This window comes from Priestia sp. FSL H7-0729 (genome assembly GCF_038005685.1).
GTDB lineage: Bacteria > Bacillota > Bacilli > Paenibacillales > Paenibacillaceae > Paenibacillus.
Genome location: NZ_JBBOTQ010000024.1, coordinates 1 through 22,202 on the forward strand (window position 1 = coordinate 1; position 22,202 = coordinate 22,202).

The 22,202-nt window shown below is 49.3% G+C and carries 21 protein-coding genes; 16 read left to right on the forward strand and 5 right to left on the reverse strand.

Features of this window, described 5'->3' with window-relative positions; translation table 11 throughout:
* Nucleotides 1–657 (forward strand): NAD(P)H-hydrate dehydratase (locus MHH93_RS27240; protein ID WP_500056584.1); only part of this gene is annotated, 657 nt, incomplete at its 5' end.
* A 914-nt stretch (nucleotides 658–1,571) separates the two neighbouring features.
* Here MHH93_RS27240 and MHH93_RS27245 read toward each other — a convergent pair.
* From MHH93_RS27245 to MHH93_RS27260, 4 genes are all read right to left on the reverse strand, one after another.
* Nucleotides 1,572–3,224: a methyl-accepting chemotaxis protein gene (locus tag MHH93_RS27245; RefSeq protein ID WP_500056585.1), complete on the reverse strand. Its 1,653-nt coding sequence runs from the start codon at nucleotides 3,222–3,224 to the stop codon at nucleotides 1,572–1,574.
* Nucleotides 3,225–3,250: 26 nt separating this feature from the next.
* A complete protein-coding gene (locus MHH93_RS27250) occupies nucleotides 3,251–4,264 on the reverse strand; it encodes a BMP family lipoprotein (RefSeq protein WP_500056586.1) in 1,014 nt (337 codons plus the stop codon).
* 331 nt (nucleotides 4,265–4,595) lie between these two features.
* A complete protein-coding gene (locus tag MHH93_RS27255; protein ID WP_500056633.1) occupies nucleotides 4,596–6,206 on the reverse strand; it encodes a gamma-glutamyltransferase family protein in 1,611 nt (536 codons plus the stop codon).
* Nucleotides 6,207–6,437: 231 nt separating this feature from the next.
* Nucleotides 6,438–7,337 (reverse strand): glucose 1-dehydrogenase, encoded by a 900-nt coding sequence (locus MHH93_RS27260; protein WP_500056587.1) that lies wholly within the window; start codon nucleotides 7,335–7,337, stop codon nucleotides 6,438–6,440.
* Nucleotides 7,338–7,492: 155 nt separating this feature from the next.
* On the opposite strand from MHH93_RS27260, the gene fosB reads away from it, so the two are divergent.
* Complete coding sequence (fosB, locus tag MHH93_RS27265; protein ID WP_500056588.1) at nucleotides 7,493–7,912, forward strand: metallothiol transferase FosB; 420 nt, start codon at nucleotides 7,493–7,495, stop codon at nucleotides 7,910–7,912.
* 137 nt (nucleotides 7,913–8,049) lie between these two features.
* Nucleotides 8,050–8,244 carry a hypothetical protein gene (locus MHH93_RS27270; RefSeq protein WP_500056589.1) on the forward strand — a complete coding sequence of 65 codons (195 nt, stop codon included), beginning with the start codon at nucleotides 8,050–8,052 and terminating at the stop codon, nucleotides 8,242–8,244.
* Between the two features lie 25 nt (nucleotides 8,245–8,269).
* Here MHH93_RS27270 and MHH93_RS27275 read toward each other — a convergent pair whose 3' ends face one another.
* Nucleotides 8,270–9,520, reverse strand: coding sequence for a helix-turn-helix domain-containing protein (locus MHH93_RS27275; RefSeq protein WP_500056590.1), 1,251 nt, complete (start codon nucleotides 9,518–9,520; stop codon nucleotides 8,270–8,272).
* Nucleotides 9,521–9,708: 188 nt separating this feature from the next.
* Here MHH93_RS27275 and MHH93_RS27280 point away from each other — a divergent pair, with 188 nt between their 5' ends.
* From MHH93_RS27280 to MHH93_RS27340, 13 genes are all read left to right on the forward strand, one after another.
* Nucleotides 9,709–9,930 carry a hypothetical protein gene (locus MHH93_RS27280; protein WP_500056591.1) on the forward strand — a complete coding sequence of 74 codons (222 nt, stop codon included), beginning with the start codon at nucleotides 9,709–9,711 and terminating at the stop codon, nucleotides 9,928–9,930.
* A gap of 116 nt (nucleotides 9,931–10,046) precedes the next feature.
* Entirely contained in the window at nucleotides 10,047–11,054 is a 1,008-nt protein-coding gene (locus MHH93_RS27285) for a 3-oxoacyl-[acyl-carrier-protein] synthase III C-terminal domain-containing protein (protein ID WP_500056592.1), read from the forward strand.
* Nucleotides 10,990–12,384, forward strand: coding sequence for a preATP grasp domain-containing protein (locus MHH93_RS27290; RefSeq protein ID WP_500056593.1), 1,395 nt, complete (start codon nucleotides 10,990–10,992; stop codon nucleotides 12,382–12,384). The genes MHH93_RS27285 and MHH93_RS27290 overlap by 65 nt, the downstream gene beginning before the upstream one ends.
* Nucleotides 12,385–13,674: a diaminopimelate decarboxylase gene (gene lysA / locus MHH93_RS27295; RefSeq protein WP_500056594.1), complete on the forward strand. Its 1,290-nt coding sequence runs from the start codon at nucleotides 12,385–12,387 to the stop codon at nucleotides 13,672–13,674. It begins immediately after the preceding gene.
* 15 nt (nucleotides 13,675–13,689) lie between these two features.
* On the forward strand, nucleotides 13,690–13,950 hold the full coding sequence (locus MHH93_RS27300) for an acyl carrier protein (protein WP_421893186.1): 261 nt from the start codon (nucleotides 13,690–13,692) through the stop codon (nucleotides 13,948–13,950).
* Nucleotides 13,950–14,822 carry a hypothetical protein gene (locus MHH93_RS27305; protein WP_500056595.1) on the forward strand — a complete coding sequence of 291 codons (873 nt, stop codon included), beginning with the start codon at nucleotides 13,950–13,952 and terminating at the stop codon, nucleotides 14,820–14,822. The genes MHH93_RS27300 and MHH93_RS27305 overlap by 1 nt, the downstream gene beginning before the upstream one ends.
* A 19-nt stretch (nucleotides 14,823–14,841) precedes the next feature.
* Entirely contained in the window at nucleotides 14,842–15,789 is a 948-nt protein-coding gene (locus MHH93_RS27310; protein ID WP_500056597.1) for a 3-oxoacyl-[acyl-carrier-protein] synthase III C-terminal domain-containing protein, read from the forward strand.
* 25 nt (nucleotides 15,790–15,814) lie between these two features.
* Nucleotides 15,815–16,549: a hypothetical protein gene (locus MHH93_RS27315; RefSeq protein ID WP_500056599.1), complete on the forward strand. Its 735-nt coding sequence runs from the start codon at nucleotides 15,815–15,817 to the stop codon at nucleotides 16,547–16,549.
* Entirely contained in the window at nucleotides 16,549–17,706 is a 1,158-nt protein-coding gene (locus tag MHH93_RS27320) for an acyl-CoA dehydrogenase family protein (protein WP_500056601.1), read from the forward strand. The genes MHH93_RS27315 and MHH93_RS27320 overlap by 1 nt, the downstream gene beginning before the upstream one ends.
* Nucleotides 17,699–18,652, forward strand: a complete 954-nt coding sequence (locus MHH93_RS27325; protein ID WP_500056602.1) for a hypothetical protein — start codon at nucleotides 17,699–17,701, stop codon at nucleotides 18,650–18,652. The genes MHH93_RS27320 and MHH93_RS27325 overlap by 8 nt, the downstream gene beginning before the upstream one ends.
* A 13-nt stretch (nucleotides 18,653–18,665) precedes the next feature.
* The gene (locus MHH93_RS27330) at nucleotides 18,666–20,051 is read left to right on the forward strand and encodes an MATE family efflux transporter (protein WP_500056603.1); all 1,386 of its coding nucleotides are present in this window, start codon (nucleotides 18,666–18,668) and stop codon (nucleotides 20,049–20,051) included.
* A 33-nt stretch (nucleotides 20,052–20,084) separates the two neighbouring features.
* The gene (locus MHH93_RS27335) at nucleotides 20,085–21,218 is read left to right on the forward strand and encodes an arginase family protein (RefSeq protein WP_500056605.1); all 1,134 of its coding nucleotides are present in this window, start codon (nucleotides 20,085–20,087) and stop codon (nucleotides 21,216–21,218) included.
* Nucleotides 21,215–22,192, forward strand: coding sequence for a lysophospholipid acyltransferase family protein (locus MHH93_RS27340; RefSeq protein ID WP_500056607.1), 978 nt, complete (start codon nucleotides 21,215–21,217; stop codon nucleotides 22,190–22,192). The genes MHH93_RS27335 and MHH93_RS27340 overlap by 4 nt, the downstream gene beginning before the upstream one ends.
* Nucleotides 22,193–22,202: the final 10 nt, after the last annotated feature.

Below are 22,202 nucleotides of genomic sequence, written 5' to 3' on the forward strand. Positions count from 1 at the left end.
ATCGGCACCGTGCCCGAGCTCATGCTCGCTGCCGCTTCCGATGGCGACAGCGGCGAATGGAACGTGGCTTCCGCCGATGCCTTGCTGCGTCTCGCGGAGAGCCGCGACGTGCTCGCGACCGGCCCGGGCCTCGGCCGCTTCAAGGGCGACACAGACTGGCTGCGCCGTCTGTGGCAACATACGGATCGTCCGCTCGTCATCGACGCGGACGCCCTCAACATGCTGGCAGACGCTGGCCCACATGGGCCTCGCGACTGGGGCCAGCGAAGTGCGGCGACAATCCTGACGCCGCACCCTGGCGAGATGGGTCGACTGCTGGGCATGTCGACCCAGGAAGTGCAGCGTGACCGCATTGGACACGCTGCACAATACGCCCGCGAGCAGGGCGTGACTCTTGTGCTCAAAGGAGCACGAACGGTCATCGCAACGCCTTCCGGCGAGGCGTACATCAACACCACCGGGCACGCCGGCATGGCGACTGGCGGTGCCGGGGACGTATTGACCGGCATCATCGCTGGTCTGCTTGCCCAAGGGCTCAGCGCGGAGCAAGCCGCCGCGTTCGGCGTATATTTCCACGGACAGGCCGCCGAACGAGCAGCCCTGCTGCGCGGTGACCCGTCGTCCCTGCTGGCGGGAGACATCATCGATGCACTGTGAGGGTGGGGCAGGTGAAGGGCAGCTTCGCAGTTTTGGATAACTAACTTTCCATGACGCTTCATTTCAAACTGCAAGTGATCCAATGAACCAGTACTCCAGTAGACTAAAAGTAGACGAGTGCATCTTGCTCATTGTCCATTGTTGAGTACCAAGTACTCAGTATTCGATGCTCAATCTCAATGGTCACTATTCACTATTCAATGCTCGATGCGTCAATACTCAAATTCCAATGCTTAATGCTCAGCACCCAACGCCCAATGCCATAACGAACCTGAGACACCTTATATCACGGTTTACATGGAGGAGCAAAAGCTAACGAACCCTATCCACGTTATTTCTGTGTATTTCAGAGAAAACACTTGAAAAAACGGGCTGAATCAAGGAAATAGAGCGCCTGAGATTCGTTAGATTTTATAATCCCCAATTAATCGTTCAATAAGGCTTGCTCGGTTCGTTAAACGCTGGACCTGAAACGTTGATATCTTGTTATCTAGATAGGTTGAACTAATAGACTGTGTACACTGGATATTCCGACAACAGAGCAACCTTCCGACCGCTAGTGTCCCAAGATTTTTTAAAACCTTTTATATGGGGGAAATCAGGGATAGCGTATGCTTCCGAACCAGCTTTCTGTCAGAAATCACCAAGGGTAGCCTATACTTCCGAAGTAGCTTTCTTTCAGAAAGCCTTTAGGCGTAGCGTACGTTTCCGATCTCGTTTTCTTACAGAAAAGGTGTAGCTCGGCTTCTTTAAATTCTTTCTGTCCTAGATGAAACAACGATCAGCCAATGAAAAGGGGAGCCCTGTCATAATTCATGACGGAGGCTCCCTTTATTGGTTTGTATGTTCACACTGCATGATCCAGGGCACTGCTAGCTGGGATGCACGCAGCCCGAATTATCCCGACATCCTGCTTACAGCCGGAATCGCAGCAGTTCCTGATGCATCTCCGCACTGATATCACGCAATGACTTTACCTTGATACTTGCATCAGCGAAGGAACGTTGTTGTTCCGACGTGGAGGCGGTAATCTCTTCACTGCTGGCAGCCGACTGTTCGGTGATGGCACTGATATTCTCGATGGCCTGTTGCACCTGTGTACTGAGTTCATTGGAATGCTGCATGTCCTCCGCAAGCTGGTGGATACCCGTGCTGATGCGCTCCACACTTTCACGAATGGCGGAGAAGGATTCCCGGGTCTGGCCCGTAGCCTGTTCCTGTTCGCCAAATAGCTGCATGCTCTGCGCTACCGAGTTTTTCACCTTGTCCATGGAGGTCGTGATCTCGCCTACGGCCGCATATATATGCTTGACTGATTGTGCGGATTGTTCGGCGAGTTTATTCACCTCGCCCGCTACCACAGCGAAGCCGCGCCCGGCTTCTCCGGCACGAGCAGCCTCAATGGAGGCATTTAACGAGAGCATGGTCGTCTGTTTCGCAATCTCCGATACATATGCCGTCATCGTGGTGATTCGAACCGCGCTGTCTTCCAGTTCCCGGACCGTCTGCTCTACCTCGGACATCGCCAGACGATTCACTTCAGCCAGACGGAGTTGTTCCGCGACGGCTTTATTACCTTCTTCAACGGTAGTTAATACTTCTCGACCATCGATCACCGATTGGGATGTAGCCTTCAGATTACTATTGAAGGTAGATTGCATCTTATCCACAACGATGACCGTTTCACTTAAGTCCTCGGCAATCTTCTGACTACCAATCGAGAGTTCCTCCGTGGTGCGGGATACTTGCTGCACGATCGCTTGGGCTGTATCGTTGCCGCGGTCAATATCTTGCGCCATCAGATCAACACGATGACCAGCTGCACCGATCGATTGAATAATACCGCGAATATTATGGGTCATGATACCGAAGGAGCGGCTCAGATCATCGAGTTCATCTTTACCCCGAGCTTCTGGCAATTGTCCGGTAAGGTCACCGTCTGCAATTTGCCCTGCCGCGACTTTGAGCGTACGAATACGCCGAGCGATTTGGCGTGAAGTATACATATTAAACAGCATCACGGCGACGAGCAATACGATGGCTCCACCAAGAGCGATTTGCCATGTTTGCTGAATGTCACGCTCCAACTCGACGGTATATTGATCATAACGATCTCGCGTTATTTCATCCAACGAATAAATATCGTTCTGTATGCCCCGAACCCGCGTGCTGTAACGCTTGGCTTCTGCACTGTTCATCTCGGTCATTGCTTCGGTAGCTCCCTGGTTCAGAGCTTCTAATTTTGTCTGGATGGACTGAATGAGTTGCAATTGCTGATCCGTTTCCAGTAATCCGTCCGTAAGCTCCTGAATCATCATTTGACCTTCATCCAGCAAGCGGAGCACGGCGTCTTGGTTACCTGCTGTCATGGAGAAGGAATAGACATCCAGCGCCTGCTGGGTCTGAATCTGATTGGCATTCAGTTCACTAACCTTGAGCATGGCAGGTACCAGATTTTGATTTTTGGCATTCATCCCGAGCAATTCCATGATGATATAGGCTACCAGCGCAAGGCATAGAAGTAGCGAGATTAGAGCATTCAGTATCAGTTTTCCCTGTAATTTCATGTGCGTACCTCCTTGTAACCGATGGGTTATTGATCAAGCGTAATTTTGATTTGACCGGACGAGATCTGTGCTTTCAGATCTTCGAAGGTTTGCTGTTGTTCATTACTGAGCGTGATATTATGTAGAGCAGTCAGTCCCACGGCGTTCTCCGCCAGCCCTTCCACGATTTCTTTTTGAGGGAAGGTATGATTGTTTTGAATAAATGTGTTCACGGCATTATAGATGGAGACATCCACATTTTTCAGCATGGACGTCAGAATGGCTTTTTCCGCCAAAAAGAATTGATCGGTATCTACACCAATGGCGTACTTCCCTAATTTCTGAATCTCCGTCAGTGCACCCACGCCTGTGAGACCGGCAGCCACATAGATTACGTCAGCGCCCTTGTCCTGAATCATCTGTGCAGCGAGTTCTTCACCCAGATCGGCGTTACCGAAATCCCCCGCGTAGACGACATCAACGATTGCATCCGGCTTGACAGCCAGAACACCTTGCTCAAAACCCTGCTCGAAATTACGAAGGACCGGTATCTCCATGCCACCCAGGAAGCCGACATGATCTGACGTTGAAGCCATAGCGGCAATTACACCTGCCAGATAACTTCCTTCTTCCGCCCGGAATGAGATGGAGGCAATGTTAGGCAATTCAGACTGACTGTCAATCAGCAGGAATTGCTGATCCGGATACTTGGCAGCGATCTTCTCCATGTCGGGCTGTACCGTATCACTCAGACCAATAATCAGGTCGAATTTGGCAGCCGCCAATTCCTCAAATGCAGCTTCAAAAGATCCATTCTCTCCCGGTTCACGATAGTCAAAGACAATGCTTTTCTCGTCTCTGGCCTGAACCAGCCCATCAAAAGCAGCATCATTAAAAGAACGGTCACCCAGACCCACTTCCGTAAGCACAATCCCGACCCTCGTTCTTGTGTCTGTTGACGTTGTTGTATTACTGGCTGAACATGCCCCCAGGATCAGTACCGTCAGGATTATCATTATGGTGAGACCTAGACCTGCACGTCTGCTCTTGTTTGTTTTCATGTGTGGTACCCTCATTTCTATAGTCGCTTTTTGCTGATTTCCCTTTATCTATATCGGACAGAGGGGCATTGTGATTTATGGTATGTAGTGAAAATTTACGTAAATCTAAAAATATTTCATGAATTATACATTAGTTTTACATTTATCTGGTTAAAAGGGGGATTGAATAACTACAGTCTGTTGTTTACTGATGTTTGAAGTCCAAAAAGACAAAAAAGACACATCAGAGAACACATGAATCATCTCTGTTGTGTCTTAGAAATGAACTAGCGGATATGAGAAGCGGATCGTGATATCCGTACTTGTCCTTATAAATGAAATTTCATGAGGTTTACCAAGCCGCAATCGAGCCATCCGCTCGGGTTTCCGTACCTCCGCATAATACGCCATTGTCCGGGTTGCGCCAGATGATCTGACCGCGTCCAAACTGGGATGGATCAAGCGCCACTTGAATATCATGTCCCTTACGGGAGAGTGCCTGTGCAATGTGTTGCGGGAAACCTGGTTCCACGAGAATCGTTTTGCCCTTCGTCCACTGCCAGCGCGGAGAATCCAGTGCAGCCTGCGGGTTCAGGTGATAATCAATTGTATTCATCACCACCTGTACATGACCCTGCGGCTGCATGAAACCACCCATGACACCGAATGGCCCGACCGCTTCGCTGCCACGGGTGAGGAAGCCCGGAATGATTGTGTGATACGTTCGTTTACCCGGCTCCAGAGCATTTGCATGATTCGGGTCCAGTGAGAAATTATGTCCGCGATTCTGCAATGCAATGCCTGTCCCCGGAACGACAAGTCCAGAACCGAAGCCCATGTAGTTGCTCTGAATAAAGGAAACCATATTGCCTTCACCATCCGCGGTAGCCAGATAGACCGTTCCGCTTGCTCGTGGATCACCTGCCTCAGGTGCACGTGCGGTATCACCAATGAGTTTGCGTCGTTCTTCCGCATATGCCTCAGACAGCAGTTCCTCTACCGATACGCCCATTTTGCGTTCTTCCGTAATATATTTCTCCCCATCGGCAAATGCCAATTTCATGGCTTCGAGCTGCTGATGATACGCCAGAACGGATTCTTTCTCTTCGAATTCATATCCTTTCAGCAGATTAAGCGCCGCCAGAGCGATCAAGCCTTGTCCATTCGGCGGAATCTCCCATACATCGTATCCGCGATAGGAGACAGAGATGGGATCAACCCATTCGGGCTGGAATGCCGCCAGATCTTCGCGAGTCAGATAACCACCGTGCTCTGCCATAAAGGAATGAATGCGTTCGGCCAGTTCTCCTTCGTAAAAGTCTCGCGCTTCGCTCTCGCCAATCTGGCGCAAAGTCGCCGCGTGATCCGGCGAGCGCCACATCTCTCCAGCTGCGGGAACACGCCCGCCTGGAGCAAATGTCTCAAACCACGCACGCCCTGCTTCCGCATCACCCTGGCGTGCATAGATCTCGGCTGCCCTTGCCCAGTGGCGGGCCAGCCCGGACGCAAGCGGATAACCTTCCTCCGCGTAGCGGATGGCCGGTTCCAGTGCTTCCGCCAGCGTGAGCCGCCCGAAACGGCGGCTCAGCTCAGCCCAACCCGCCGGTGCGCCAGGCACCGTCACCGGCACAACCCCAAGCTTCGGCATCTCCGTATAGCCTGCCGCTTGAAGCGCCTCAATGGATATGCCCTGAGGCGCAGGGCCGCTGGCATTCAGGCCATGCAGTTTGCCCTCGGTCCAGACGAGGGCAAAAGCATCGCCTCCAATGCCATTGGACGTGGGCTCCAGCACGGTGAGTGCTGCCGCAGTTGCAATGGCGGCATCAATGGCGTTGCCGCCTTTTTTCAATACATCCAGACCGGCTTGTGCAGCCAGTGGCTGTGACGTGGCGACCATGCCTTGTTTCGCATACACAGGCACACGGTAAGAGGGGTACGGTTGGTAGAGTGGATCGAAGTTCATCAGATTGTTCAGCTCCTTGTCGCAAGATGTCAGGCTCCGGTATGACCGGATCATACTCCTAACCCTCTTCGCAACTGGACAACCGATATCCTGCCACACCTGCCAAATCCAACCTGACATGAGCAGCACATCGTTCAGAAATACAATGCATCCCGACCTGGCTAATCATCTGTACGTTTCTACCAATCGGAGTGACATCAGTTAACGATATCACCTACATTCCACACTAGCCTATGTCGTCACCATATCGCCGCCATTGACATGAATGCATTCACCTGTGACGTAGGATGAATCGCGGGAGGCGAGATAGACGTAAGCTGCCGCCAGTTCGTAAGGCTGACCAGCCCGACCCATAGGTGTCTCTGTTCCAAATACCTGCACATCCTCCGCGGAGAAACTGGCAGGAATGAGCGGTGTCCAGATGGGACCAGGTGCAACAGAATTCACGCGGATTCCCTGTGCTGCGAGGGATTGGGAAAGTGCACGAGTGAGCGACACGACAGCTCCTTTGGTGGAGGAATAGTCGATCAACTGGACGTTTCCTTTGTATGCCGTAATGGAAGCCGTATTGATGATGGAGGCACCTTTGCACAGATGCGGGAGAGCGGCCTGAATCAGAAAGAAATAAGCGAACACGTTTGTCTGAAAGGTATGGTATAGCTGTTCTTCCGTAATATCAACAATGCTTGGTTGCACATACTGTACGCCATGGTTGTTGACCAGAATGTCGATCTTCCCATAGGTTTCCATCGTCGAGCGGATGACGGCTTCACAGTTTTTCTTTAAGCGCAGGTCAATCTCGATTAAGAGACAGCGCTGTCCCAGTTCTTCGATCCGTTCACGAGTCCTTTCCGCATCCGTCCGTTCATATAGATAAGCGATGACGATATCCGCACCTTCCTTGGCAAAAGCGATGGCTGCTGCCCGGCCGATTCCGCTATCACCACCCGTAATAATGGCTACTTTGCCTTCGAGTTTGCAGCTGCCGATATAAGCAGGATCTTCACTAATCGGTTCAGGTACCATCAGGGTTTCCAGGCCAGGTTGCTGGTCCTGGTGCTGGGGTGGAAAGGCCAGCTTTTGCTCCTTGCACACCGTTTTCTCACCATAAAAAGGATAGACAGGATTCATTCGCTATACATCCTCCTCGCACGTTCATTGATACGGATAACCTATGCATTCGCCCAGAAAAAGGTTCGAGAGGAGCTAGTCAGGCTGTTGTTTTTTGCACAGAATATACCATAATAAGGATAGGTCCTTAAATCAATGGAGGTGTCAGGAGCCACATGAATATTCAGGGAATTAATCATTTGTGCTTTTCCGTATCCAATCTGGAGCGTGCCATTACCTTTTATGAGCAGGCTCTCGGTGCCCAGATTCAGGTGAAAGGACGCAAACTGGCTTATTTTGAACTTGCCGGTCTGTGGATCGCTCTGAATCAGGAGGATGTTATTCGCAACTATACGGAACAAACCTATACCCATATTGCATTTACCGTTACAGAAGAGGAGTTTGACGCGTCTGTGCAGCAGCTGCGAGCAGCTGGAGCAGACATACTTCCCGGAAGACCAAGAGATCCGCGAGATGCATTATCTGTTTATTTTACCGATCCGGATGGTCATCTGTTTGAACTGCATACAGGTACGATGAAACAACGACTGGATTATTATCGCGAAGACAAAGCTCATATGACCTTTTATCCGTGAGTTCCATGTGCAAATGGAGGTAAATGGTAATTAACGTATTTAAAGTCATTCCAATTATCCGTACAATACATCTTAGGTTCGCTGAAATGTACTCGGTATGTTCGGCTGCCAAACCATATGCACAAGGAGAGATGGACGTGGATAATAAAAGATTCAAGCTTCGGTTTGTTGCGAGCGGGTTGTCTGTGGCCATTGTCATGTTATTTTCATTGTATAATGTACATCTTCAAAATTCAGGGGGAGCTCTTCAGTCCCATGTATCCCTGGACCACTCGTCATCTAAGCAATTAACGGTGCACCCGCTTGATTTGAATGATCCTATTCCTGAATAGTTGTTAGGAGAAGATGGGGGCCGGTTTATTTGATATAGGATTTATATTCGTCATAATTCATCTTCTGTTCTTGACCGCTAAGCACTAGAAGTCTGTGACTAATATCAGCCTCACGATCTGCATGGATGCGTTTAAGCAAGTCGTAACTCATTCGAAGGAAGTAATAGCCTTCATTGGTGTTGTCTTTCTCATGAAAAACAATGCCGAGAAGACGATATAGTTTGGCACGGAGCATGCCTTCATCTCGTTGATCGAGTAGTTGAAGAGCTTCCTTAATGGCTGTTTCAGCCAGTAGAGGTTGCTGTTCTTCAAGATATATTTTGCTGATTTCCTCTAATATAGAAGCCTTCTTGTGAGGCAGATTGCGTTTGTCGTAGATATCGGCGCATTCTGACAGCAAGGGAAGGGCTTCTTTTTTTTGTCCCATATGAAGTTGAATGACAGCCAGATTGTGAAGAGCAAGTACATAGGATTTACTATTTGCCTGTTTATATGAATCTACCGATTTCTTGGTCCAGTCGTAACTCAAGAGCAAGTGTCCATCCTGTTCGGACATATAATAGGCCTTGCCCAAACCCAGTGTAATTTCGCCATATAACTCCGGTTGCCCGGTCATTTGGGCTTCTTTTTCGGCTTTGAGATAATACTCCAGTCCCTGATCCACGTTACCGAGCCGTAAATGGGTTGTTCCGAGAAAGGTTAACGAGCGGATATGTTTATCTTGCAGATGTTTGAGCTTGCTACTGTAGGTGTAGGACTGTTCGTAGTATTTTCGGGCAGCATGAAACAGTTCTGCATGAAATGCAGCTCTTCCCATTTCGAGGTAATAGTCAACAATGTGCTCCCGGTCCCCTGTTCGGGTGACTGTAAAAGCAGCAGTTTCCCCATCATCCAGAGCTTGGCGGTAATCGCCAAGCCTATTGTGGCTTCGCATGATGAGCAGATAGGCTTCCGTTTGATCCAGTGCATCTTCCGTCAGAGTCAGCACTTTGTGAGCCATACGGATACAGGCAGAATCATTCTGCTCGGCATAGTGAGCTTTGGCTTTGTCCAGGACAGCTTCACCGATATCCGTGTCCGTTGTCGCACTTCCTCCCAAGAAGTATTCCATTGGTGTATTGAGTCTTCGAGCGATGATTTTCAGCATACGCTGAGAGGGAACGGCTCTACCTTTTTCGATGAGGCTGATGTAAGAGCGTGTCATATCCTCACCTGCCAGTTGTTTCTGAGACAGTCCAAGTTGCTCCCGGATTTCCCGAATTTTGGGTCCGATCATGATCATTCACCGTCCCTTGATTTAGTTTGTGATTACGAATTGAAATGTGAGTTGTATATTGAGCGCTTGGAGTTAACATTAGCAAGGGGTAAGGTGTACGAGAAATCCATTTACCTCCTTTTACAGTTTCATTCCAAATTGGGAGATTATAGAATGATAGTATCCAAGACGAAAGGAGGAATAAATCAATGGTCATTAAAGCGACTCCCATTACATTGGAACAATTGAAGAACAAAGAGTTGGAAGCAGTACAATCCGAAGTGAACGTACTGGGCGAAACACGTGAAGTTAGTGCTCGTGCAGTAGCAGCTCGTGCAGTAGCAGCCCGTTCGGCGGCAGCTCGCGCTGTATCGGCTCGCGCAGCAGCAGCTCGTGCGGTATCTGCCCGTGCAGTAGCGGCTCGTGCATAATCCCTTGTATCTACTATGGCATTATGGTTAGTCCAATAGATGAGAGCTTCGGATGAAGCTCTCTCCCTATATTGAGAGTGCTCCGTATGATGGGTATAACGAGGTGTCCTAAACCGATGCATATCAAGCAAATATGGTCATACATTCCCAAGTTCGTCGTTCCTGTCCGGGAGTTAAACGAACATCTGGGACTCAAACAAGCCCAGACCAAAGTGTTGGAGAAAATTCATGGTCTGAAACAGGTTCCACAAGACAAAGATGGCGATCTGACGACGCTGTTAGGACGTGTGCTTGCCCAGGTGGTAAACAGTCCAACAGTTGTTCCAACTTCTATCAAGTATATCATTTATTGCCACACAATTCAGGAAAATTTCCCCTTTCCAATGAAGGTATTGCAAGGGCTGAAGCTAGCTTACGACATGCCACATGCCATTGCGTTCTCACTGACACAGCAGAACTGTGCTTCAGGTCTGATTGCGCTGGATGTTGCTGCAACATTGCTGCCCTCTTTGGAAGAGGATGATCATATTTTAATCGTAACAGGTGAAAAAACATTCAGTCCCATTGTACAGCTCATCCCCAATACAACCGTTATGGGCGAAGCCTCGGCCGCCATACTGGTTGGTAAATCCGGCCCGGGAAGCAGGATGATTGGGCTTACGAATGTAACCCTTGGACAATTCTGCAACGTGCTGACAGGGGATCCCGAGACGCTCCGGGAATTTCAGGAGATCTATACCCCCCAGCTCTGTGATGTCATTAAGGAGGCCATTGATACCGCTGGCCTGACGTTGGAGGATATCCGTTATATTGTCCCGCACAATGTGAATCTGTCTTCATGGAAAAAGGTTGCTGCACGATTGTCCTACCCGTTGGACCAGGTGTATACATCCAATGTGGGGGAGATTGGGCACTGCTTCTGTTCCGATCCCTATATTAATCTGAAAGAGATTTCAGATCGGGGGCTTTTGCAGAAGGACGACTACTATTTGCTTGTCACGGTTGGGCTGGGAGCAACATTCAGCGTGGCAGTGATGCAGTTCGCAGAAGAACGAGGTGATGAGATTGACAACACTGTTGACCGGATTTTCGAGAAAGTTGAAGCGGGCGCTTACAGGTCATGATGAAGCTGTTTTTATCTATATAAACAATTTTGAAGTCGAAGAATACTGGAATGAGCATGGGGTACTGAAATTGCCTTCCCTGAGTGTTGGTTCCGCTGCTGACGTTGTAAACCGGATGGAAGAGCTGGGGATTTTCCTGGCAGGTGAACAGGATGTCGTATTGCTCAAGGAACTGCCTGATTCCGAGTTTATAGCAGATGCACAGGCCATTGGTTTTGGTCGATCACGTTTAATTGCTACTGAGTATAATGAACCGGGAATGAACATTACAGCTAACATCCTGCATTGTCAGCCTACGCTGGACAGGCTGCGCGAATTGGCAGATAGACAGGATATACAGGCTTATCTGGTTCCCTTCGGAGCCTCCGATCAGGAAGAAGAACTATCCCAACGCACAGGTATTCCCCTTGCTGTACCACCGGCTGACATTTTCCGCAAAGTCAATGATAAGGGTTACTCCCGAAGGCTTAATGCCGAACTGGGTATCCGTCAGATTCCTGGCTGCGAGTGTTACTCTCTGGAGGAACTTTCGTTCGGATTTGAACATATGAAATCCGTGTTGGAACAGGGCGGGCGTATTGTCATGAAGGATTCAATGGGTGTCTCGGGCAAGGGCATTACTGTTATTGCAGATGAAGCCCGTTTCCACAAATGCCTGAAATTACTGGAGAAACAGGCAAACAAGAATGGGACAAGAGCCGTGAATTATGTGTTGGAGCAGTGGATGAACAAGACATGTGACCTGAATTATCAGATTCTGATTCATCGAAGCGGCGAAGTTGAATTTCTTGGTGTGAAGGAATCATTGGTCGAACAGGGCGTTCATCAGGGGCATCTCATGCCGCCACGTCTTGGTGACTCACAGATCGCTGTAATCCGGGATGCTGCGTTACAAATAGGCGCTGCGCTCCATCGGGACGGATACTACGGGGTAGCCGGGATCGATGCCATTCTGGATGAGGACGGAAGTGTGTGGCCTAATCTGGAGATTAATGCGAGGTTTAACATGTCGACGTATCAGACCGAGATTCAGAACCAGTGGATTCCTGAGGGGATGTTAGCTTTGGCCAAAAAATATACGCTTCGTTTGAATCGACGCCTGGATTATGGAAAGTTAAAGTCAACACTTGGTCCTCTGTTATTTGATCCGCTGAAGGGAGAAGGGATACTTATCAACAATTTTGCAACGGTCAATGCGGCTTTCAAAGGTGATGGTCTTGTGTTCTCCGGCCGTCTCTATGGTGTCGTTATTGCTCATTCGGCTGAGCAGCTGCGGGCGACTGATGCTGCGGTTGAAGCCAAGCTATCATTCATAAACGAGGTGAAGTAGATGTCTGGAGATTATCACATTCAAGGGCTTGCAATTTCGGCCATCGCTGCACGATTCGGTACACCGTTATACGTCTATGACGCTGAGGTATTAGAGCGAGTATATGAAGAACTTCGTAGCCTGCTGACTCCAAAGGTGGAGCTGTTCTACTCATTAAAGGCCAATCCCAATATTTCAATTGTTCACCTGCTTCAGGGACTTGGCGCACAGGCAGAGGTCTGTTCGATGGCCGAATTACATACCGCACTACAGGCGGGCACGAAGCCGGAGCGTATAATCTTTCTCGGACCAGGCAAGACCGACGCGGAGATAACCGCATGCATTCGTCATGGCATCCACGCGATCGTCTGTGAATCGTTTCAGGAGCTTGACCGTATTGAAGCCATTGCAGCGGAAGAGGGACGGATTGTCCCCGTGGCACTGAGAATCAATCCTTCTTTTGCCGTGAAGGGATCAAGGCTTACGATGGGTGGCAAACCACGCCAGTTTGGCATGGATGAGGATACAGTGATGCAGGGTCGCCAGCAATTGGAACGATGCTCACATGTGAATATTATCGGTCTGCATGTATACATGGGAACCCGTATGCTTGACGTGGAACCTATTGTGGAGAACACACGTCACATTCTGGAGCTCGCCGAACGGCTGGAGGAGCAGCTGGGCATTCAGCTGCAGATGGTCGATGTGGGCGGTGGCCTCGGTGTTCCTTATTACGAGGGGGAGCAGCCATTGTCTGTGACTGCCCTGACTGCACAATTGAATCCGTTGTTTGAACAATTCAAGAAGAAGCACCCGGACATCAGACTGTTTATGGAACTGGGAAGGTATCTGGTGGGAACCAGTGGGATGCTGGTCAGCCGGGCCTTATATGTCAAGGAGTCGTATGGAGAGACGTTCGTCGTAACCGATGGGGGTACCAATTGTCATATGGCTGCGGTCGGAATCGGATCGTATGTGAAGCGCAATTTCCCAATCGCATCGTTGTCACGGTACGGAGAATCCCCGGTTGCAGAGTTTAACATTACGGGCCCCTTGTGTACCCCCAATGATGTTATTGGCAAAAAAGTAAACCTGCCTCCCGTTGAGCAAGGGGATTTAATTGGTGTATTTCATTCCGGTGCCTACGGTCCTACTGCTTCACCAACCCATTTCCTCAGTCATGGAAGTCCTGCTGAAGTGATGATTAGTGGTGGAGAAGCCCATCTGATTCGGGAAAGGGATACTCCTGAAGATCTATTGGGCAAACAGCGTTTGATCCCTGTTTCACATTCCGCAGTAACCAACAGATAAGGAGAGATGATAATCATGACAGATGCAGTGTTGCTTGAAGAAATCAAGGGGGCCCTTGCCGAAGTGCTGAATATGGAAGAGAACCAAGCTGTTACATGGGACACATCCTTATTTGATGAACTTCATCTGGATTCAACGTCTGTTCTGGAACTATTGATGACGTTGGAAGATCGTATTGATGGCCTGGAGATCGACCCAGATGAACTGGAGCCGGATGTATTTAATACCGTGGGTTCATTAGCTGTATATATCGAAAAGCAACTCGTTGCTGCCTGATGGCGGCGCCTGTTACCATCCGGGACATGAGGGTCAGGCTGTTTACGGACAAGCAGCCTCCATTCGAACATCCGGAGTTGTTAAGGTTTCACAATGATTTGTTGGCCGGCTCCCGCGTGGTACCCCAGTTTCACCTGCTGGAGGGTGGTTATAACAATGCCTATCATGATATGAGTGTACTGCTGCTCGAAGAGTCGGGGCTGGATCAGATCATGGGCGACGTGGACGTTCTCCTACTGGCCTATCATTTTCCAAATATTCGTCCGGATATATCCATCGTTAACTATCTGATGGACCGTTATCAGGCACGTTTTCTAAGCTTCGCTGTGAATGATATGGGGTTCGGGGCACCGTTTGCGGCACTCCATATGCTCCAGCATTATCTGAACAGTGGTAACTACGATCGCGGTATGCTGCTTGTGCTTGATCAGACGTCTCTTCCCTACGAGGCAGAAGGTGTGGGCGAGACTGTAGAACCCGACACGGGAGCTGTACTGGTTCTGGATCGGTCGGCAGAATGCGGGTCATCCCTTGTCGGTGTGGAAATACAATATGCCGAGAGTTCGATTGCCGAGACAGCAGAATTGCTGCTGGACAGGCTTTGTGCGCAGGTATCCGTTAATCTGGCTCAGATCAGGCTTCTTGTCCATCCGTTATTGGAGCAGGAAGTGTCCGGTACGGAGTGGTTTCATGCTACAGGCTGGCAAGGGAGTTACGATCCAGCCCACTGGAGCGCTGCACCATTCTTTGGTCTGAAGCAACTTCTTGAAGAACGGTGCACAGATGAATACATATGTCTGATGCACCTGGAGCCAGATGACAAGTTTATTTATGCACTTCTCATTCATACAGGTGGATACGAAGAGCTTTAATCGAGAGGAGGGAAACGTGATGGGTCTGGGTATAGTGGAGATCGGAGTGTATATACCTGATCAGATCGAAGAGCCTGAGGTTATTCTCGAATCCTTGGGACTGGGTAAAGGGGAGCTTCAATTGCTGCGCAAATATCATCGTCTGAACGGTATTCCCGTTACCCCTCCGGGTCAGCACCTGGATCATTCTATCGTTCGAGCGATCGGACAGCTGGTTGACAGACAACCCTTGCCCGCCATTGACCTTGTGCTCTATGCCCATTCTGCACATGTACAAGCACCAGGGGATTATAGGCCCTTGCAGCGTGCTCTAGGTGAATATGGGCTCGAGCAAATCCCCTTTTATAGTATTTCACAGATGAATTGTGCGTCCTCGATAGCCGCTCTTCAATGGCTTGAACGAATCTCCCGTACACAGCCTGATATTCGCAATGTTTTATTGGTATGTGCCGATCAGTTTAATTTCATGCCACCTGACTGGAGATATATCCGAAAGTCTACGATTCTGGGTGACTCGGCTGTTGCCATGCTTCTATCCAGAAACCATGGTCAGCACGTCTTACAGGCAGCTCATGTTCTTCGGGATACGAGGTTCCATACCGGATACTATGCGGAAGTGGAAGAGATGACGGCATTTAACAAGCTGTATGTGGATCATATCATTCGAGGCATGGAAGAGCTGCTGTCAGCAGAGGGTCTGACACTTCATGATGTGGATCATATCTTTCCCCACAACGTAAACTGGACGACATGGAAGGAATTTTCAAAGCGTACAGGTGTGGATCAAAAAAAGATCTACCTGGATAATATCCCGCGGATTGGACATACCTTCTCCACGGATGCGTTCATCAATCTAAGCTCCGGGCTAGAGAATGAATGGGTGCATAAAGGCGAGAGGTCCGTACTGGTCAGCATTGGGCTGGGCAGTTTTTTTGGTTTTGCGTTGATTGAGCATGGAGATTGTTGATCTTGAATCAATAGGAGGAGTGTATATGTCAGTCTTGAATTCTGATGCGGCAGGCACTGTGCCGGTTGGTGCAGAGACCGCAGGTCGTCCGGTTCCGGCTGTAACAGATCTGCTGGAAGCTGCAGTGTTGCGTATGGATACACGTCCCGTATTGCTTTGCCAAGGGGGGATAATACTGGCGACACCTGAACTCGTGAAAAGCGGACCATGGATATGTCATGCAGAGACAGGCCGTATCTACGAATGGAAACAGGTTCATGCGAATTGGGTGGAAGATCGGATGTTGGAGCCTTCAGGTCTGTTACTCTACCGAATATCGGAACTTCGGAATGAAGATGTGACATGTTTTGAAAGACAAGATGAGGTAAGCGCTGATATAGCTGATCTCCGAAACCGTATGCTTTATTTCCGTACTGAACTGTGCAGCGCGGGGTTGGAGCAAGTGCGTCATCATCTATCCAGCCGCAACTCGGGCGGGCAATCCACACTTCAGCATCAACTGGTCAAGGGTATGATTGCTGATGTTTTGACTGTACTCTATATGGCTGAGACTATTCGGTCGGATGAATTCGTAATAGAGCAATCAGGCATTTCGGAGGCTCGTACAAGTACCTGGGTTCATCAAGAACTGGATGAGGCCTTCCGTCAATTGCAGCGTCTTGGAGGAGGCTATGGGTATTTGCGCCATGCGATATCGGCCTACGTGTATGTAGGTCAGATGGTCAAAAATATGCTGCTCATTCCGAAGGAGGCCTTCTGATGATTACACGATCTACCATTGCTGTTTTTGAGCAGGAAATGAAACAATATGCTACGGAATTACGTGATATTGGTCTGGTCATTGACCGTGAACCTGAGCGTATAGCTGAGTTTGCACATATGGCATCTCTGCAAACCATCAATCGCATGATGATCCCGCCGGAATATGGCGGTGAACCGATCGTTACGGTAGGTCAGGAACGATATTATGGTCTTTCCTGTTTGGAAAGAGTTATCGCAATTGAAGAGCTGTCGGCAGGAGATGCCGGTGTATTTCTCGGGAGCCCGGGTCCATCGATGTCCAGTGTAATCATATCAGCCCTGGCTGATTCTAAGCAGAAGGAGCGATATTACTCCCATTTTCTCAAGGGACCTGCGTGGTCATTCTTCGCTCTTACTGAACCTGAAAAAGGCTCGGATGCTACCGGAATTGCTACACGAATAGCACGGAACGGGGAAGGCCGACTGATCCTTGACGGACAGAAGTTCTATATCGGTAATGGCAGTCGTGCCAGCATCGGGCTGGTATTTGCTCAGACCAATCGTACACCTCTCGGCATCCAGATCGCGCTGGTAGACACATCTGTCGAGGGATTCGGTGCCACACCTCTGGATACGATGGGAGTTAGAGGTGTGCAATTGAGCCACCTCACATTGGATGGGTTTCCGCTGGCTGAGGAAGATATCATCGGGCGTCATCTCAGTCCAACCAAGCGTGGATTATGGGGCGCGCTTCAGACCTTTCATCGCATGCGGCCTGGTGTCGCTGCACTTGCGCTTGGAGTCGCACGGGCAGCATATGATTATGTGAAGGAGCAGAGGTCTGTTTTCTCGGAGAGGGAGAAGGTGGAGCTGGAGCGACTGGAGATGCGCCTGCATTCACTCCGTAGCATGATTCGAAGCGCAGCGGCGGAGATTGATGCGGATGTGCAGAAAGGCTATCTCGCTTCCTTGAGCAAAATTCGCGCCGGAGCATTGGCCGAGGAGGCCACGGAACTGGCACTTGACCTGATGGGATCTGGTTCCATGATCGACCATCCCTTGTTGAATAAATGGTATCGGGATGCACGTGCCTTCGAATTCATGGAGGGAACGTCCTCCATTCAGAAGATCAACGTTTTTCAAGCCTATGCCAATGGAAAAATGAAGCATGCCTGATACGCTGAATAAACCTCGCGCGATGTCCGTCTATGTTAATCATATCTGTTGGGTTACGGCTGAAGATCACTTGTACACCACGGACATGATCGATGTGGAAGATTACTATTACTTATCTCCACACATATATATGGAAGAAAACTATTATGACAGATCCGCTGTGCGAACCCGCTCTTTGCGATCCGGTGATCAACAGGTAACTGCAGGTGATCTTGCCATGATTGTCATGGAACCTGTGGCTTCGATTACAAGTGAGCACTGGGATCTGCTGATTCTGGCACAGACCTATCCAGAACGTTATGCCATGAATCCGCCTTTGGCCCGAATTCTGGAGTCTCCTTCCTGGAAGGTGGAATATCCACTGGCACTTTCCCATATGGGACCACTCGCTGCTACGGAAGGCATGCAGGCTGCGGCATGGACACTAGGGAGGGAGGAACGCGGGATGTTTGTTCTGACGGAACAACGTGTGATTGAAGAGCACAAATCTTCCAACGATCTGTCCGATATGGCTGTTGCCTTGGAGTTAAATAGTCAGTCTGGTGCTCTTGCCGTGAATTATATAGGAAAGAGAACGGTTGACGATATCGAAGGGAGAACGGTGGCTTCAGAGATGATATCCATTATTGATGAGTTCATGGGTGCGGGTCGGACGGAGAATATTCTTCTCCAATCGCGATTACGTAGACATATAATCTCATATTTGGAGCCAGGCATGTCCTTCGGTAAGCCAGTCTACGATATACCTGAAACCGTCGATTACCAGAGTGGCGATGTGTGGATTCAGCTCGCTGATCAATTACAGAACGGAAACATCAAGGTAGATGATCGTGTTCTGTTGATATCCTGGGATGGCGAACGGCTGTTATCAGCATGCTGTGTACATGTAGTACATATGCCTGTTCTGAGTCATCTCACACTGCATCAGGAAGTGAAGACATCATGAATGGAGGAGGGGATTGAATTTGAAAGGTCTGGATTACACTTCGGGATCGGTTAACCGGTTGTTAATCCGCACTGCAATCCCAATGCTGCTTGCTTCTTTGGTTAACGTAACGACGCAGCTGGTCAATGTTTTTTTTATGGGTCATACCAGTCAGACCGTGTTATATGTGTTATCACTGTATATTCCCATTTCCTTTATCATGATTGCACTTGTGGAAGCCATGCAATTGTCGGTCCAGGTCGCTGTCTCCCGGAGCAGAGCGGATGGCTCGCGGGCTTTTACATCGCTACTTGGACATATGCTTGGCAGCGCAGCAGTTTTTTCGATTGTTGCTGGCGGTGTGGTTATGCTCGTGTCACCACTACTCTCCTGGTTTTATGCCGTCCCTATTGATGTAAGGCCCTTGTTTACCCTTTATGTTGCGGGCATGATGGCAGCAGGTGTACCCGCTGTGCTCGCAGCGGTGGGTGGTGCTGCATTACGTGGGTTGGGTCGGGCTCAAGCGGCAGCGTGGAATTCCGTAGGTACGGCATTGTTTAACATTATGCTGGTGTACTGGTTCGTTTCGGTCGCTGGAATGGAATTGAAGGGGATTGTGTACGCCAATCTCATTTCTTCCACACTCTCTTTGCTTATAAGCCTCCTGATTCTGATATTGCGGAAGGAATTCGTGTATGAACGGATAACATTGGTGTGGAAACATCTCATTGCACTTCGGCAGGTAGGTATTCCCGTATTTATTTCGTATTGTCTTATCTTTTTGAGCACCTTCTTTTTCAACAAAATCGTCAGTCGTTTTGGGGAGGGGGTTGTTGCTGGATTCGGTGTTGGATACCGAATTCAGACGATGGCTATACTGCCCGGAATTGTTATTGGATCGGCTATCGGGATCATGATTAATCATAATCTCAAAGAGGCTCATCGACCACGCGCATACGAAAGCTATCGCAGAGGTCTCGTACAGTCATTCCTGCTTTATGTCTTAATTGCCGTTTCCATCTGGGTATGGCGGGAACCGCTGACAGCTTTCCTGATTGCGGACCCTGTATCCCGTGCAGAAGCGGCCCGATATCTGGCAGTGGTTGCTCTTTCCTATCTGACCATGGGTCCGATGATGACGACGCTGCTTACCATGGAACAGAGCGGACGCGGCTATCAGGCCCTGCTTATGAATGCTGCGTATTTCCTGCTTATTATTGTTGCAGGCTGGGGGCTGACACGAATCTTTGATCATGTGGGATACTTCTACGGTGTCATTGCTTTTGTTAATGCAGCGAGTTTATTATGCATTTTACCCGTGATCCGGATGTTCAAAAAGGACTATACAGATTCATCCGGGCACAAACCAACTGACGTGGAGGAGCAGGAGGGTCTGGCTGCTCAGAGTTATTCGACCTAGGTACAACCCATATCAAATCGAGGAGGTCTCTATATGCAAGCTCCGGAACCTGCATACCTGGTACGCCGCATCGGTGATACGTTGATTGCAGCCGATGAGACGTTCAGCCAGTTCTATCAGATTGAACCCGCTCCAGAATTGGAGACACGTCCGATCCCCCAGCTAGATGGCGTTGAACCACCAGATGTGCCTTATTTTTCACTTGAACCTCTTGTAGGTCAAGATTCACCGCAACTCTATATGCTGGGCATTCCCTATTCGGGCGGTTCAGGTATGGAGGGATCGAAAGTCGCTGGATTTGAGCAATCGCTTCGGGCCGAATCATGGAAAAAGGTAATGTATCCTGTTCTGACGCAATCCCGTATATCAGGACTATATGACATTGGCAGTGGCCAGAGATTACTTGAATCTGTAATAATGCAGGATTTGGGTACTTGCCAAATAGACGATACGGATTCTTCCTATTCCGTGGGTCTTGACTCAGCTCTGAGTTATACCGAGAGGGAAGAAGCACTACTGTGCTGTATTGGTGGCGATCATTCCATTACGTATTCCATCCTGAAATCCATATTGCGTCGATCCAACACAAGAATCATGCTCGTCCAGTTCGATGCCCATCATGATTGCGGGGTGGATGCCATTCATCAGGATGAGATGCATCATGCCAATTTTGTGAGGCATCTACTGGCAGAGGATGGTATCGCCGCAGTTGTGCAGATTGGTCTGCGCGGCCTGCGTTCTGTAGATCAGATGTACAAACATCCCAAATTGGTTCAGATTCCTGCGGAACAGATGACCCCGGAACGGGTGACGACAACCCTGCTTGAGTTACAGCACATGTTTGAGGCGGAAGCGGCCTATTTATCGTTTGACCTGGACTGCCTTGATCCTGGAAGCTTTCCTTATGTTGATTTTCCTATCAGTGGAGGCCCCTCATGGTTTAACACTCGAAACTGTGTGATTGCAGCGCTGGAATCCCCCTTGCCCTACGTGGGCTTTGATATGGTTGAAGGACAGGAAGCAGAATTGGAAGAACGCATTCCGGGGCAATATGAGATGGCCCTCCGAATGCTTACCTATATGATGGATGGGATGCACCGAAATTACCTGCGACACGGAAAGAGTGCTCTTAGAGTATCTCAAGCCTTGGAGGGGACACGTAGATGATGAACTTTAGATCTTTATATGATATGTACCGTGAACAGGTCAGAGATGAGCTTCATAAGGAGCGGAAGGACGGCATTCATTTGGGGTCCTTTTATGCACTGATGAACATTATCAAGGAGATGGCTCCGCTTAAGCCGAAGCAGTCTGCTGAGTCCATCTGGATGGACTATCTCGCATTTCTTCGTACCATTAATGAGCACAAGAAAAGCCCCTATTCGTTTATGGAGTGGGATGAGGTAGAAGGGCGGGAACACCTACAGGCAACGTTACGTGAAGGTGGTGCATTATTAACTTGGCATTATGGTTTCGTGAGGCACAATATGATTACGATTGGACAGGAAATACGTGCAGGTCATATGTCTGCCAAGCTTCCATTCTATTTGATTGCCGAGCAGGAAACAGTGGAACAAGAGAAGAAGCTGTCCGGTTGGGAGGCCATCCGCAAGTATGCAGGTGCGGAACTGCTCAATGCAGAGGATGAGATGATTGGCATCAGGTTGTATTCCCATTTGCGAAAAGGTGGATCATTCAGTCTTTTTGTAGATGGACAGACCGGATTCAATACGGATAACCATGCTGTTGAACTGTCTTTTCTAAGTTCGAAAATTCGCACGCGAAGTGGTATTTTTCGTATTTTAGCCAAGACGCAGAAGCCGGTATGTGTATACTTTATGACCCTTACGGAGGATTTCCGTTCCAAGATCGTTTTCCTGCCACCGATTGTATTGGATCAGGACATTCAGGCTTCTGCTAACAGGATATACGAGCCATTTCGCGAGCAACTGTTAAGCCAGCCAGCCTTGTGGCGTTTCTGGGACAGGCATCACCAGCAGGTCATTCATTGGCGAGATGATGAAGTAACTGTGGGTGCTGAAGCGGACAGTCGGGTGGATTGGATATCCAAGCCGCTCGATGGATTTGGACAGCTTGGTCTCAACACGGACAGCGGAGCAATCTATAATATCGGTTCGTAGTAGGAGGTGA

What these genes read in the sequence shown, in the direction of transcription:
- MHH93_RS27275 (WP_500056590.1), bottom strand. Translation starts at nt 9,520, where the DNA reads ATGATCGGACCCAAAATTCGGGAAATCCGGGAGCAACTTGGACTGTCT.
- fosB (WP_500056588.1), top strand. Translation starts at nt 7,493, where the DNA reads ATGAATATTCAGGGAATTAATCATTTGTGCTTTTCCGTATCCAATCTG.
- MHH93_RS27300 (WP_421893186.1), top strand. Translation starts at nt 13,690, where the DNA reads ATGACAGATGCAGTGTTGCTTGAAGAAATCAAGGGGGCCCTTGCCGAA.
- MHH93_RS27315 (WP_500056599.1), top strand. Translation starts at nt 15,815, where the DNA reads ATGTCAGTCTTGAATTCTGATGCGGCAGGCACTGTGCCGGTTGGTGCA.
- MHH93_RS27260 (WP_500056587.1), bottom strand. Translation starts at nt 7,337, where the DNA reads ATGAATCCTGTCTATCCTTTTTATGGTGAGAAAACGGTGTGCAAGGAG.
- MHH93_RS27305 (WP_500056595.1), top strand. Translation starts at nt 13,950, where the DNA reads ATGGCGGCGCCTGTTACCATCCGGGACATGAGGGTCAGGCTGTTTACG.
- lysA (WP_500056594.1), top strand. Translation starts at nt 12,385, where the DNA reads ATGTCTGGAGATTATCACATTCAAGGGCTTGCAATTTCGGCCATCGCT.
- MHH93_RS27245 (WP_500056585.1), bottom strand. Translation starts at nt 3,224, where the DNA reads ATGAAATTACAGGGAAAACTGATACTGAATGCTCTAATCTCGCTACTT.
- MHH93_RS27320 (WP_500056601.1), top strand. Translation starts at nt 16,549, where the DNA reads ATGATTACACGATCTACCATTGCTGTTTTTGAGCAGGAAATGAAACAA.
- MHH93_RS27255 (WP_500056633.1), bottom strand. Translation starts at nt 6,206, where the DNA reads ATGAACTTCGATCCACTCTACCAACCGTACCCCTCTTACCGTGTGCCT.
- MHH93_RS27290 (WP_500056593.1), top strand. Translation starts at nt 10,990, where the DNA reads ATGAGATTGACAACACTGTTGACCGGATTTTCGAGAAAGTTGAAGCGG.
- MHH93_RS27250 (WP_500056586.1), bottom strand. Translation starts at nt 4,264, where the DNA reads ATGAAAACAAACAAGAGCAGACGTGCAGGTCTAGGTCTCACCATAATG.
- MHH93_RS27340 (WP_500056607.1), top strand. Translation starts at nt 21,215, where the DNA reads ATGATGAACTTTAGATCTTTATATGATATGTACCGTGAACAGGTCAGA.
- MHH93_RS27335 (WP_500056605.1), top strand. Translation starts at nt 20,085, where the DNA reads ATGCAAGCTCCGGAACCTGCATACCTGGTACGCCGCATCGGTGATACG.
- MHH93_RS27280 (WP_500056591.1), top strand. Translation starts at nt 9,709, where the DNA reads ATGGTCATTAAAGCGACTCCCATTACATTGGAACAATTGAAGAACAAA.
- MHH93_RS27285 (WP_500056592.1), top strand. Translation starts at nt 10,047, where the DNA reads ATGCATATCAAGCAAATATGGTCATACATTCCCAAGTTCGTCGTTCCT.
- MHH93_RS27325 (WP_500056602.1), top strand. Translation starts at nt 17,699, where the DNA reads ATGCCTGATACGCTGAATAAACCTCGCGCGATGTCCGTCTATGTTAAT.
- MHH93_RS27310 (WP_500056597.1), top strand. Translation starts at nt 14,842, where the DNA reads ATGGGTCTGGGTATAGTGGAGATCGGAGTGTATATACCTGATCAGATC.